The organism is Nitrosopumilus sp. K4, assembly GCF_018128925.1.
Taxonomy (GTDB): domain Archaea; phylum Thermoproteota; class Nitrososphaeria; order Nitrososphaerales; family Nitrosopumilaceae; genus HKST03.
Genome location: NZ_CP067007.1, coordinates 1,022,838 through 1,035,155, shown reverse-complemented (window position 1 = coordinate 1,035,155; position 12,318 = coordinate 1,022,838). Strand labels below are relative to the sequence as shown.

Here is a 12,318-nt window from a genome sequence, read left to right as displayed (position 1 = left end):
TTATCTAATATTGTTGAAATTAGAAAATTTGAGAATTATTGTAGATGAAAGGGAAAGAAAGAGTGGAATTCCTGATCTTCTAAAATCCATTGGTCTTAACTTGGAGATGAAAACTCTGCCTGTAGGCGATTATATTGTAGCTCCTGAAACTGTAGTTGAGCGAAAAAGTATTCGTGATTTATTGTCATCAGTATTTGATGGAAGGCTCTTTGATCAGTGCTCCAGACTCAAAGAACATTTTGAATACCCTATAATTTTGATGGAAGGAAATGTTGACGAGATAGAAGAGATTGCAGAAAATCCTTTGATTTTCTATGGTGCCGTTTCTACAGTTGTTATTGACTTTAAAATTCCAGTAATTCCAACCCCTAGTGCAACTCATACTGCCAAACTCTTGGTTTCTATGTGCTCAAGAAAAGAATCTCCAAAGGGACCTTATCTGAAAAAAATAAAAAAATCAAACGATCTGCAAAAACAACAACTCTCATCTTTGTGCAGTCTTCCTGGAATTGGCGAAAAGTTTGCAGTCAGAATGCTTGAAAAGTTTGGAACTCCACTCAAAGTATTCACTGCAACTACTGCAGAACTTGCAAAAGTTGAGGGGTTGGGAGAAACGAGAGCAAAGAAAATTAAAAAAATTCTTGAATCAAAAAGCAGTCTTTCAAAAAATTCAAATCAAAAAACATTACACGAATTGTAGTTTATTGTGTAACTGAAGATTCGTCTTTGAGCAGTTTTCTCTTTAGCGGAGTGCCACACATTGGGCATTCTTTTCCTTTGGTATGGTTTGTCCTGCATCCTGGGCAATAATGTATCCATGTCCCAACATCTTTTATTCCTCCAGTCATGATGGGTGATGTCTTCAAACCGATATTTTTTGCAACATTAGTTATTGCAAAATCATCGGTGATTATCTGGCCGTTAAGACTTATGCAAAGAGCAATTACTGAAATGTCTTGTTTTGACAACTGCTGATAATCTCCAGTTTTTTTTGCAGATGCAACTGCAGCACTTGTTGATTCTGGATCAGGATCCATGATTTTTAGTCTGTTTGTTTCAAGCAAAGTTCCTAGCGCGTCATGATTTTTTTTGATATGTTTGATTTCTTCATAGACTAACGATGTTGTATAACAATCAGCTTCTGAACCAAATGGAACCCCTGCATAAAATGCACTAGCATCTAAAATTCTAAAATCCAAGTTTACTCATCTGTCTTAAACCACGCTTCTTTAATCTGATAAAGACAGCTGGTTTTTTGTATTTTTTAATAATTATCGGCTCTCCAAATCCTGCAGATTTTACAACCTGTGCATCCATCACTATACTGCAATCATGCGATGAGATAATTTCTATCTTCTCATCAGGAACAACAATTGACTCTAGTCTGTAAACTGGAGCAACTGGCGTGATTATTAAAACATCTAAACTCTCATGCAGGATTGGACCTCCAAGTGAAAAGGAATGGCCTGTTGAACCACTTGGTGTTGCAATGATTACCCCATCCATTTTTTGTTTTACTGTGTCATTTTGGAATTTTATTTCGATTTCTGCAGTTTTTGTTAAATTAGTTCTGCAAACATAAATCTCATTTAATGCTGGTGGAAATTCTTTTCCTCCACATGATGCAACAACCCTTGTTCTCTTGTCCAAAAAGAACTTGCCTTTTTGAATACTCTCAATTGCATTGTCAATTTCATCAATAGTGATCTCCGCTAAGATCCCTCTATTTCCTCCTACGTTTATGGTGAGAATCGGTGTCTCATTAATCATATTTCTAAAGACTCGAAGTGTTGTGCCGTCTCCTCCGAGAGATACGATAAGATCAAGGGTTTCTTTCTTTAATTCTTCTAGGGATTCCATCTTTTTTGCCCCTTCCACTTCGACTGGAGCAATAGTGAATACCTTTGATTTTTTTGCTAGAAATTTTTTTGCAACATCTTTTGCTGCAGCTTCAGATTCCTTGGAACCTACTTTTGATACCACTGCAACTTTGTTTAGTTTCAATCATTTTTTGTAGATGGCATTTACTTAAAAATGATATTTTTGCCACATTTCGGAAAACAATTAAGTATGAAAACGAAATTTTACAAAACATGAGTTACGCACATCCTGAAGTGTTAGTTGATACCGAATGGGTATCTCAAAATCCTCCTAATGAAAATAGGAAATTAGTTGAAGTAGATTATGATCCAGTAAATGGATATCAAAAGGGTCACATCAAAGGAGCTAGTCTGATTTGGTGGAAGCGCGACATTAATGATCCTGTTACTAGAGATATCATTAACAAAAAACAATTTGAAGAATTAATGGCTAAAAATGGAATCGCCAAAGATTCTGAAGTGGTTCTTTATGGTGATTTTAACAATTGGTTTGCTGCATTTGTTTTTTGGGTTTTCAAATACTATGGACATGAAAACCTAAAGATTATGAATGGTGGCAGAAAGAAATGGGAATTAGAAAATAGAGAATACACAACTGAAGAACCACAAATTGCACCAACACAATATGCAGCACTTCCTCCTGATGATGGACTTCGTGCATACCTATTTGATGTGAGTCGTGCTCTTGGACGTGAAGATACTGTTATGGTTGATGTACGTTCTCCAAAAGAATTCACAGGAGAAATCACTGCACCGCCAGAATATCCAATGGAGCATGCACAAAGAGGTGGACACATTCCCGGTGCAAACAACATTCCATGGGCAACTGCTGTAAATGATGCTGATGGGACCTTCAAATCAGTTGAAGAACTAAAACAGAATTATGATCCTAAAGGAGTTACCCCTGACAAAGATGTGATTTGTTATTGTAGGATTGGAGAACGTTCTTCTCATAGCTGGTTTGTCCTAAAATATCTTCTAGGATACCCAAAGGTTCGAAACTATGATGGTTCCTGGACTGAATGGGGTAACATGATAGGAAACCCAGTGGAAAAGTAAATGCTACTAGACCTTCCTGTTTTGAAGAAAGGCTCATTTTATTACATCAAAGACGGCGAGTCTGATCTTATAATGGAAGACAAGACAAAGCGAGGCCTAACTGTAAAAGAAACATCTGTAGATGAGAAACTAAATGTCAAGGCAGACAAGGGTATGATTCATGATATGGATGGAATAGGGCATTGGGTTCCGATAAGATGGTATTTTTCAAAGGAACAGTTTGATCTAGATCAGGTAATGGTTCATGCAGAAGCAATGGAAAAAAAGTACACAGAACTTCGTGAACTTACCTGTCCTGATGACAATGATTGATAACAATGACTGATAACCTTTTTAAATAAAATCAAACCATTCAAAGCAAATGTCGTTACTTCTCAAAGATCGAGTTTGGTCTATGGAGGCACCAACTGCAAAGAGGGGTGTTTATCCTTTACATGGTTTCAAGCTTGGATTGTACAGACTGCCAATCAAACTTGAAGACCCAAATGAAATCAAATCAGTTCATGAGGGGTTAAAGAAAGCCTTTGAGATGGATGCATATGCAGACAGAATTTTTGCAACATATCGTTGGAAGGAACAAAACATGGATGATCCTGATGCAAAAGGATACGAAGAAGTTGAACTCTCTGTAACTGTTGAAGTTGTTACAGGAGAAGTTGTTGATATTATTTATCAAATTTTCCCAATTGAAAAGTTTGGAGATCCAAATTGGGTTAAAGATTACAGAAAGAAAGCAGACCATTTTGCAAAAATGGTAATTGATACTATACTGAGAAACACAATTCTTGCTGACAAGATGATATCCTATCTTGCAAAAGCAGAAAAACTAGATCAATCTCAAGCAATCAAAAGACTCGAAGAGTTGACTCCTCTTGCAAAGATTGTTCTTGGCGCAAAACCAAAACCAACCGAAGCTACTGATGAAGAAATTGAAGAAGATGAAGGCGAGATTGAAGTTCCAGACGGTGCAAAACCTGGACCAATTGATGTTGATTACAAATCAAAAATGAAACCTTCTGCTCCATACACTGCAAATGATCATACTATCAAAACATGGGGAAGAAGAGGTTCTAACAACGCAATTCTTGGAGTTTGGGGAGAATTCGTTTCAGTGGATTATGATATCTGTGTAGCAGACGGTGCATGTATTGAAGCATGTCCTGTCGGTGTGTACGAATGGTTTGACACTCCAGGAAACCCTGCATCTGAGAAGAAACCATTGATGTCAAAAGAGCCTGATTGTATCTTTTGTCTTGCATGTGAGGGAGTATGTCCACCACAAGCAATCAAGATCTTTGAGCAAAAATAGGCAAATAATTTTGCAAGTATAAATAGCGATTAGTCATTCTCACAAAGTAGGGATATGGCACTAAACCCTTTCACACAATTTATCTTCGATCTGTTTATTCTATCAGCTATTATCATAACTGCATACACTTGCAATTTTTACTATCTTGCATATCTTTCAGGAAAACGAAAAGATGCCCTGCTTACTTCTGAACATGGAACTCCATCAGTAACAATCCAACTGCCAATTTACAATGAAAAGTATGTTGCAAAAAGATTGATTGATGCAGTATGTGATTTGGATTATCCTAAAGAAAAAATGCGAATTATGGTTTTAGATGATTCAGATGATGATACTGTCGAGTTATTGGGAAATACTGTAAATGATTACAAGGAAAAAGGATTTCGAATTGAGCATGTTAGACGAGGTACCAGAAAAGGATACAAAGCAGGTGCTCTCAAATATGCAATGCAGACAACTGACACTGATTATGTTGCAATTTTTGATGCTGATTTTATTCCTCCAAACTGGTTTTTAAAACGAGCAATTCCACACTTTTCAAAATCAAACATTGGGCTTGTTCAATGTCGCTGGGGACACGTTAATGAAAACTATTCGGCGATTACTCAAGCACAGGCACTCAGTCTTGACTTTCACTTTTTGATTGAACAAAAAGCAAAAAGCAATTCTCATTTGTTTATGAACTTTAATGGAACGGCAGGAATTTGGAAAAGAGAATGCATTGAAGATGCTGGTGGCTGGCATACTGCAACATTAGTTGAAGATCTGGACTTGAGTTATCGTGCACAAATGAAGGGATGGAAATGTGTCTTTTTGCCAGACATTATAGTTAACGCAGAACTTCCGGTTCAGATGAATGCTGCAAAACGCCAGCAGTTTCGCTGGGCAAAAGGCTCAATCCAATGTGCGATAAAACTACTAACTGATATTGCAATCAAACGCAAAGTTGCAATTGAGGCCAAAGTTCAGGCATTCATTCAGCTAACTAGACATATCGTGTATCCTTTAATGTTGGTTCAATTTCTTGCCTTGCCGATTCTTTTGGCATCTCACATGAATCTTTATGTTGTAAGCTTTATCCCTGCATTGACAATTGCAACATATCTTGCAATGGGACCTGGTGCATACATCATGATTATACAAAGCATGTATCAAAAGTCGTGGAAATCAAAGGCAAAGATACTTCCTGCATTGTTGGTTTACAATGCGGGCATGTCTGTAAACAATAGTGTTGCAGTGTTTGATGCAGTGCTTGGAAAGAAAAATGAATTTCTTAGAACTCCGAAATATGGAATTTTAAAGACAAAAGATGACTGGAAAACAAATGCCTACAACCTGCCTTTCTCTCAGGTGACTTTGCTGGAGTTGTTCTTTGGAGTTTATGGAATAATTGGAATATTTGTTGCAATTTTCTCAAACAATCCTATTTTTGTTCCCATAATTGGGCTGCAAACAGTTGGATTCTTTTACATTGCATACATGAGCCTGTCACACACGAGATTTAAAAGAAATAAATCAAGTGAACAAAGAATTCTATCTAAGAGCGAAAAGATGGCAAACACCGTTTACAAACTATCTATGATTGGAATATTGGCAATTATTGTATTTGGTGCAGTGATGGCATTTAATGGATATAACACTGACATTTATCCTCTAGATAGGATGAGAGGACACCTTGATGGAATAATTGGCTCCTCTGATCCTGTAGCAATCCAAAACCATCTCAATGCAATTAATGCAGACATGGCAATTGTTCTAGATAACTTGCCTGATAATAACAAAAACCCTGTTTGGATTTTTCCTACTGAATCTACAAACTTTTTGAGAATCCAAGCAGATGTTGATTATCTTGTAACTAGTATTCAAAAGATTTCTGCTATTCCAAAGGACAGCTCTGCATACCACACTGGAATGATGGATATTAGCGATAGGGCCCTTTTGATTAAAACGAACTTGATGGATGCAACTCCGTACATGTATGTCAGCATCTCAAATGTTCTTCTTAGTACAATCTGGATTGCAGCAATTATTGGAATATTTGCAGCACTAAAGAGAAAGAAAGAACAACTAAAAGAAGCAGACGAAACTGGTGTCTAAGAAATATTCAGTTCCTTTCTTATTTCATCTACTGCTCTGATTCCGTAAATGTCTCTTACTTGTTGAACTCTTATTGATTCTTTTAGCATATCTCTTCCAAGCGCATTTGAGAGAATTGAGAAAATATCGCTGAATCTTATCTCCCACTTGTCTGCACAATCTAAAATTTTACTTACCGCCCATTGTCTTACTTCATGTGGTAATGGAATCTTTTCTCCAGACTCTATTGATATTCTATCAAACAAATTAACAATATCTGCAGTTTGTGATGCCATGTTTTCAAGATCCTTTGACTCTCCATACTTTGACTCAGAAAGCATTCTGATGTTAGATTGATACTCTGAAAGTTTTAGAAGCGCCATCATCTCTTTTGATGAATCACTAGATGCCTTGTTTGTGACATTTTTGACTGATTTTACCTCTTCAAATATTTTGTCAGATTTCTTGTGGAATTCAGCAGTTAGTGCATCTTGTCTTTTTAGCGTCTCATTTACAGTAGAAATTTTTTGCTCTATACTGTTTGTTTTGTCAAATACGTTTTGCTTGAAATTGGAAAAATCTTCTTGAACTGACTTTAGGTTCTCTCCAACAAATGCCGTTGAATCTGCCCTGTGTGACAAAGAGCCCACTTCTGTTTCTATTTTGTCTATTTTTCCTGCCAGATCTTTAATCGATTCTTGGCTGATATTGCTTGCAGCATTTGCCTGAGATGAAACTGTCTCAAACTGTTGTTTGAGTGCATCTATCACTCCTCCAAGAGAGTCGATTTTTGATGCTTTAGCTGAAATTGAATCAATTGTGACCTTGATTGCATCAAGCTCGGAATTTAATCCTGAAACTGAATTCACACTGTCTGTAATTTTTCCAAATTCATCTTTTAAGCTAGAAACTACTTGCGTACTGATTTCCAGTTGATTGGTTTTTCCTGATATCTCTTGGATGGAGTTTTTTAATTTGTCAATTTCTGAAGAAATTTCTAAAAATGAATCTGTCTTTCCAGATACTTTTCTTAGATCATCTCTTACTTCGTCGATTCTTTGTGCAATCTTTATGATCATCTGGGAGTTATTTCTAATGGAGCTCATACTATCTTCGACTTGCTTTGATATGTCAGTAGTTTTTGGTGATGATTTCTGCAATTCTGTAATCTTTGTAATTTCATCTTGTAGTTTGGCTGTCTGATCGTTAATTTTTGAAACTAGGTTTGATTGTGATCTTACTTGGTTCAGTCCTGCATATAGCTTCTGGGTGTCGTCTTCTAATAGGTTGATTTGTTTTGATTGCTTTTGTATGCTTTCTAAAGCTGATGTTAGAGAATCAATCATACCTTTCATGGATACGAGGACTTTTTGATTTTCACCAAAAATTTTAGTCATTACTTTGATTTCTTTTTGTAATGCTTTGGTAGAATCTGAAACTGTTGCCACTTTTTTAAGAACTGCAGCTGGTGTTGGTTCTCTTTTGGTTGCTTTTTTTGCAGTACTGGTTTTTTTTGTAGCGCTGGTTGCTTTTTTTGCAGTTTTAGTGGCCATATCTAATCAAAAGAAAATCTGACGTTAAAAAAGTTAGGTCAAAAATAAAAAATGTAAAGAGTTACTTGTTGACAACTTCTGGTTCATGAAGTAGCTCATGAAAGGTCTTTTCAGCCAAACCATTTGCTGTTTCAACAAATCCCTTTGGACAATATTCACATTGAATCATATAGTACGGTATGGTACCGTACTATTAATACTCGGGTAATATTGACGTAACCAAAATTGCAGTCAGATACCCCAGGTCATATCTCTACATAATATTCAGCTGACCTACTCATCACCCTGCGTTATGCTGTATGATAAATGGGCATAAAGACCTTCAATGGAAAATTTAGAATGGATTTTGTAGTTACGCAACTGTTTTTAAACAAATTTGATGAAACAAATTATGCAAAATTCTGCATTGCAGATTGACTCGTCGGGAATTCAAAGCTCTCTTAACAATACCGTATCTAGTTTAATTGAACAAATTACCCCAGAACTTCCTCATACTACTTTCGTAACTGATTTGGCTTTTATCATGATTATAGGTGCTGTTGTGACCTTGGCCTTTTTCAAAATACGACAGCCCTTGATTATTGGCTATCTATTTGCAGGTATGTTGATTGGACCTCTATCTCCATTGTGGTCTTGGATTTTGCCTGAAGGTGGCCCACAGTCTGATGTGCTAGAAGGTGTTGGAATTTTATCTGATATCTCAGCGCTGAATCTCTTCTCTGAAATTGGTGTTATTTTGTTGCTCTTTGTAATTGGTATAGAATTTCCGTATGCAAAAATTAGAAGCATTGGAAGAGAAGCTGTAGGTGTTGGGACAATAGGGTTGTTTGCAACATTAGGTGCTGTATTTTATGCAGCAAGTGCATTCGGACTAAACTTTATGGATTCATTATTTATCGCAGCAGCATTATCCATCTCAAGTACTGCAATTATTGTTAAAATATTAGAAGAAATGGGAAAAATAAAAACAGAATCATCAATTCTTGTTTTGGGAATTTTAATTGTAGAGGACGTGATTGCAGTTATTTTGATCTCATCGTTACAGTCAATTGCTCTTGTAGGAAGTGTATCGATAGAATCAATCGTAGTTGTAGTAATTGTTGCAACTGGATTGATTGTTGGAACATTTACTGTTGGAACTAGGGTGATCCCTCCTCTAATAGACAGAGTTGCAGCATCTGAACACTCTGAAATTTTACTTTTGAGTGTACTTGGGGTGTGCTTTGGCTATGCGCTTTTAGCAAATATTGTAGGGCTGTCTGTTGCAATTGGTGCATTCTTGGCAGGCGTTTTGGTAGCCGAATCAAAATCAGCTGAGGTCTCCAAACTTCTTGCAAGCCCAATAAAGGACATGTTTGTTGCCATCTTCTTTATCTCAGTTGGCGCATTGATGGATGTCTCTCAAATTGAGAATTACATCTTTATCGCTATTGCATTGATTGCTGTGGCAACTGGAATGAAGTTTGGCGGTAACATGCTTGGAAATTTCATCTTCAGGCAAAAAAGGGGAAAATCTCTACGTTCTGCATTTACCCTTGCATCTCCTAGGGGTGAATTCTCAATTGTAATTGTAAAGGCTGGTGTTGATATTGGTGCTGTAAGTGCATTTTTGTTCCCTCTGATAGGTATAATCTCAATAGTTACTGCATTTCTTTCTCCATTTTTAATAAAGGCAAGCGACAAAGTGGTTCCACTTTTAAAAGAAAAAGACAATGAATGATGAACTAGAAAACTTACTTGCACAGTGTCATGATGACGTGACGACATTTGATTTTGAAGGAAATGATGTTCCTTGCATCATTATGGAAGAAAAAAAATATGATGATCTTATCTCAAAGGTTGCAGGAAAACCTCTGTCTATTAACACTGATCTAAATATTTTGCAAGATGGATTGGGTCATGTCTTTGTTGGCCTTGTTTTAACATTTTCAGAAGGTGGGATTGTTGAAAGGCTGTTGATTAACGCAAATAAACATTTGAATTTTTTTCAATCTCTTGCCAAAACATCAATGCTTGCAATTTCTTCTCCAAAATCAAATTATGGGAAAGAAAATGTGTTTATGATTCAGCTCCCCCGCCCTGAAAAAGCACATGATGCTTTAGACATTATTGAAAAAGGCTTGCAAGATAATCAAAAGTAATGGTGCAGTCACCGGGATTCGAACCCGGGTCACGAACTTGGCAAGCTCGAATATTAACCAAACTGTACTATGACTGCAACAACCCTAAAGGTAGAATTTGGATATTAAACTGTTTTTAACTATTTTATCTTAGGACAATCATGGATGAAAATTTGATGAAGAAAATTCAGCAAAAACTTGAAGAGACTATTTCAAATAAAGATGAGATTAAACAACTTGCAGAAAGTCTTTCTTCTATTGATGATTCGAAACCATTTCTTCTTGGACTTGTAGTGGGAAGATTGTACAATGCATTTTACTACCAATCAAAAAGAATTCTTAATCGAGAACCGACAAAAACTGAATTTGATGAATTTTTAAAATTTCTTAAATCACAGAAAACTAGTTTAGAAAATCTATGGTGATGGTTTGCCTTTCCAGTCTACCACTTTGATTGTTGGTGTTCCTGGTAGTTTCACACATGCTCCTTTGAGAGCTTTCTTTGCTGCATCCACATGTGCATCGGAGTTTACATACAATTCCATAATGCATTGTCCTTGTCTTACTCTTGCACCCAAACTTGTTGCCTTGCCCCATGCCCTTCTCATTCCTTCTTGAAGTCTATCTGCACCTGCAGCAGCAATCATTTTGTTTTCTCTAAGAAGATTATGTGGATATATTCTCAATCTTGAATAATAACCAGATTCACCAGTTGTTTTTTCTAATGTTTTATTGGCTGCTAGTCTGCATGATTCAATTGCCATATGGCGAAGCTGAATTTTCTCATTGATGAGTAACTGTACGCAATACTGGTAATTACCTCTCTTACCACCTTGGAATTTTGCAATTTTTATCTGTGGTTTACCTTTGATGTACTTTTTTCTGGTAAATGGTTGTCCCGTACCGTCTCTGTAATTTGCTCCATGCATGTTAAACTCAAACCAAAATGCCCATATTTTAACGGTTAGACATTGTTCCTTCCTATCTTCCAATGCTTATATTGAAAACCACAACTTTCTCTTAATTATGGAAGAAACGCCTGTTGTTGAAGGTCAACTGATATTTGATCAGGCATGTATCACTAACAAGAATATGATCCATGAGTTAGAGCTAAAAGGATATGGTGACCTGGAAAATGAAAAATTATTCTTAAAATCATTTGAGACATTATTTCTTTTGTATTCTGATAAATTAATTCTCAAAAAGTCAAAAAAGAAAATTGATTTTGATACCATGATGGGGATTTGTCAAAAACAAGATGATCAAACTCTTACAAAATTCCTGATATACCGAGATCTACGAAACCGAGGATATGTTGTCAAAGATGGATTTGGGTTTGGTTCTGATTTTCGTGTATATGAACGAGGACAGTTTGGTGAAAAAGGTGCAAAATTTCTGATTTTTGGATTAAATGAAGGGCAACAAGAAAAGATGGGAAACCTCCAGAAAAAAATTGAACAAATTACCCAAATGGGAAAAGAACCTGTAATTGCAGTTATTGAAAGAAGAGGTGAAGTGATTTACTATAAGATTAACAGAATGGACTTTCTTGAAAACAAATCTAGATTGGAGGAATCCTTTCAGATCTAAATATGTAATGCCCACTCTGAGGAGTACTTTAACAGATTGTTTTCCTCAGCATACATGAAATCGTAGACATCTATTTGCTTGGTGTTGTTTGACCACAATTCTTCAAAGTCTTTGATTTTTCTGTCTACTCTTGATTTGTCATTCCACGATGTAAATACATCTACTGATTCAAAATCTCTTGTTTGCGTTGAAAATGATTCTCTAGATGTTCCAGTAAACGCAACCGCATCATCATTGTTGTCAATAAATATCCCGATCCTTTCAGAAAAAGAATCTGCAATTTGTTCTGAGTTGGGAATTGCCACCTTTAGCTCTATCTGGTTGTTGTTTACAAAGTCTTGGAGCTTTTGGATTTTGGTATCTTTGATGAGGACTCCTTCAAATCCTTTGGTATATTTTTCTGAAAATACTTTGGTTAGCACATTCAGGTCTGAAATCTTGAATCTGTGACCGCAAATCATTCTTAATTTGGCCTTGCCTGATGTAAAATTATCAAATGCCATGGCAATTGTAGTCAAAGTCTGAATTGATATCAAATCCACGCATCTGTCGTACTCAATACAATTGCTAAGACACGGAAAGAAAAATTCTGCAACAATGTCGTTTCTGTCTGAACGATACTCTTCAAGTAGGTTGATCTCTCTTAATCCCAACAGTGTAAATTTTTCATTTTATTATTTAAAGAAACTATGATTTGATAATCAAATAGTATCTTTTGGACGTATTTGATA

14 protein-coding genes and 1 tRNA gene are annotated in these 12,318 nt (G+C 36.2%); 9 read left to right on the top strand and 6 right to left on the bottom strand.

The genetic code is table 11. From position 1 onward, the window contains the following. Window positions 1-13: 13 nt before the first annotated feature. The gene (locus NsoK4_RS06230) at window positions 14-700 is read left to right on the top strand and encodes an ERCC4 domain-containing protein (protein ID WP_211686191.1); all 687 of its coding nucleotides are present in this window, start codon (window positions 14-16) and stop codon (window positions 698-700) included. Between the two features lies 1 nt (window position 701). Here NsoK4_RS06230 and NsoK4_RS06225 read toward each other — a convergent pair whose 3' ends face one another. After that, a complete protein-coding gene (locus NsoK4_RS06225) occupies window positions 702-1,199 on the bottom strand; it encodes an NOB1 family endonuclease (protein WP_211686189.1) in 498 nt (165 codons plus the stop codon). Continuing rightward, window positions 1,189-2,004 (bottom strand): NAD(+)/NADH kinase, encoded by an 816-nt coding sequence (locus tag NsoK4_RS06220; protein ID WP_211686187.1) that lies wholly within the window; start codon window positions 2,002-2,004, stop codon window positions 1,189-1,191. The genes NsoK4_RS06225 and NsoK4_RS06220 overlap by 11 nt, the downstream gene beginning before the upstream one ends. An 89-nt stretch (window positions 2,005-2,093) precedes the next feature. Between NsoK4_RS06220 and NsoK4_RS06215 the strand changes: the two genes are divergently transcribed. From NsoK4_RS06215 to NsoK4_RS06200, 4 genes are read left to right on the top strand one after another with little or no spacing between them, the layout of a single operon-like run. Then, window positions 2,094-2,939, top strand: a complete 846-nt coding sequence (locus NsoK4_RS06215; RefSeq protein ID WP_211686185.1) for a sulfurtransferase — start codon at window positions 2,094-2,096, stop codon at window positions 2,937-2,939. Then, window positions 2,940-3,251 carry a hypothetical protein gene (locus tag NsoK4_RS06210; RefSeq protein WP_211686183.1) on the top strand — a complete coding sequence of 104 codons (312 nt, stop codon included), beginning with the start codon at window positions 2,940-2,942 and terminating at the stop codon, window positions 3,249-3,251. Window positions 3,252-3,300: 49 nt separating this feature from the next. After that, on the top strand, window positions 3,301-4,248 hold the full coding sequence (locus NsoK4_RS06205; RefSeq protein WP_211686181.1) for a 4Fe-4S binding protein: 948 nt from the start codon (window positions 3,301-3,303) through the stop codon (window positions 4,246-4,248). Window positions 4,249-4,302: 54 nt separating this feature from the next. Beyond that, window positions 4,303-6,345, top strand: a complete 2,043-nt coding sequence (locus NsoK4_RS06200) for a cellulose synthase family protein (RefSeq protein ID WP_211686173.1) — start codon at window positions 4,303-4,305, stop codon at window positions 6,343-6,345. Here the strand turns inward: NsoK4_RS06200 and NsoK4_RS06195 are convergent. Further along, on the bottom strand, window positions 6,342-7,877 hold the full coding sequence (locus NsoK4_RS06195) for a chemotaxis protein (RefSeq protein WP_211686171.1): 1,536 nt from the start codon (window positions 7,875-7,877) through the stop codon (window positions 6,342-6,344). The genes NsoK4_RS06200 and NsoK4_RS06195 overlap by 4 nt on opposite strands. 391 nt (window positions 7,878-8,268) lie before the next feature. On the opposite strand from NsoK4_RS06195, the gene NsoK4_RS06190 reads away from it, so the two are divergent. Both NsoK4_RS06190 and NsoK4_RS06185 read left to right on the top strand, forming a co-directional pair. Continuing rightward, window positions 8,269-9,597 carry a cation:proton antiporter gene (locus NsoK4_RS06190; RefSeq protein WP_211686169.1) on the top strand — a complete coding sequence of 443 codons (1,329 nt, stop codon included), beginning with the start codon at window positions 8,269-8,271 and terminating at the stop codon, window positions 9,595-9,597. Continuing rightward, window positions 9,590-10,018: a hypothetical protein gene (locus NsoK4_RS06185; protein ID WP_211686167.1), complete on the top strand. Its 429-nt coding sequence runs from the start codon at window positions 9,590-9,592 to the stop codon at window positions 10,016-10,018. The genes NsoK4_RS06190 and NsoK4_RS06185 overlap by 8 nt, the downstream gene beginning before the upstream one ends. Here the strand turns inward: NsoK4_RS06185 and NsoK4_RS06180 are convergent. Continuing rightward, window positions 10,019-10,095, bottom strand: a tRNA-Gly gene (locus NsoK4_RS06180). Window positions 10,096-10,158: 63 nt separating this feature from the next. On the opposite strand from NsoK4_RS06180, the gene NsoK4_RS06175 reads away from it, so the two are divergent. Further along, entirely contained in the window at window positions 10,159-10,422 is a 264-nt protein-coding gene (locus NsoK4_RS06175; RefSeq protein ID WP_211686165.1) for a hypothetical protein, read from the top strand. Here the strand turns inward: NsoK4_RS06175 and NsoK4_RS06170 are convergent. Next, window positions 10,414-10,926: a 50S ribosomal protein L16 gene (locus NsoK4_RS06170; protein ID WP_211688975.1), complete on the bottom strand. Its 513-nt coding sequence runs from the start codon at window positions 10,924-10,926 to the stop codon at window positions 10,414-10,416. The genes NsoK4_RS06175 and NsoK4_RS06170 overlap by 9 nt on opposite strands. Before the next feature lie 97 nt (window positions 10,927-11,023). Between NsoK4_RS06170 and endA the strand changes: the two genes are divergently transcribed. Beyond that, the gene (endA, locus tag NsoK4_RS06165) at window positions 11,024-11,587 is read left to right on the top strand and encodes a tRNA-intron lyase (RefSeq protein WP_211686163.1); all 564 of its coding nucleotides are present in this window, start codon (window positions 11,024-11,026) and stop codon (window positions 11,585-11,587) included. Here the strand turns inward: endA and NsoK4_RS06160 are convergent. Then, a complete protein-coding gene (locus NsoK4_RS06160) occupies window positions 11,584-12,240 on the bottom strand; it encodes a DNA repair helicase (protein ID WP_211686161.1) in 657 nt (218 codons plus the stop codon). The genes endA and NsoK4_RS06160 overlap by 4 nt on opposite strands. Window positions 12,241-12,318 lie beyond the last annotated feature (78 nt).

Coding starts and splice junctions, on each gene's coding strand:
- NsoK4_RS06210 (WP_211686183.1), top strand. CDS start 2,940: ATGCTACTAGACCTTCCTGTTTTGAAGAAAGGCTCATTTTATTACATC.
- NsoK4_RS06175 (WP_211686165.1), top strand. CDS start 10,159: ATGGATGAAAATTTGATGAAGAAAATTCAGCAAAAACTTGAAGAGACT.
- NsoK4_RS06190 (WP_211686169.1), top strand. CDS start 8,269: ATGCAAAATTCTGCATTGCAGATTGACTCGTCGGGAATTCAAAGCTCT.
- NsoK4_RS06195 (WP_211686171.1), bottom strand. CDS start 7,877: ATGGCCACTAAAACTGCAAAAAAAGCAACCAGCGCTACAAAAAAAACC.
- NsoK4_RS06215 (WP_211686185.1), top strand. CDS start 2,094: ATGAGTTACGCACATCCTGAAGTGTTAGTTGATACCGAATGGGTATCT.
- NsoK4_RS06170 (WP_211688975.1), bottom strand. CDS start 10,926: ATGCATGGAGCAAATTACAGAGACGGTACGGGACAACCATTTACCAGA.
- NsoK4_RS06200 (WP_211686173.1), top strand. CDS start 4,303: ATGGCACTAAACCCTTTCACACAATTTATCTTCGATCTGTTTATTCTA.
- endA (WP_211686163.1), top strand. CDS start 11,024: ATGGAAGAAACGCCTGTTGTTGAAGGTCAACTGATATTTGATCAGGCA.
- NsoK4_RS06205 (WP_211686181.1), top strand. CDS start 3,301: ATGTCGTTACTTCTCAAAGATCGAGTTTGGTCTATGGAGGCACCAACT.
- NsoK4_RS06185 (WP_211686167.1), top strand. CDS start 9,590: ATGAATGATGAACTAGAAAACTTACTTGCACAGTGTCATGATGACGTG.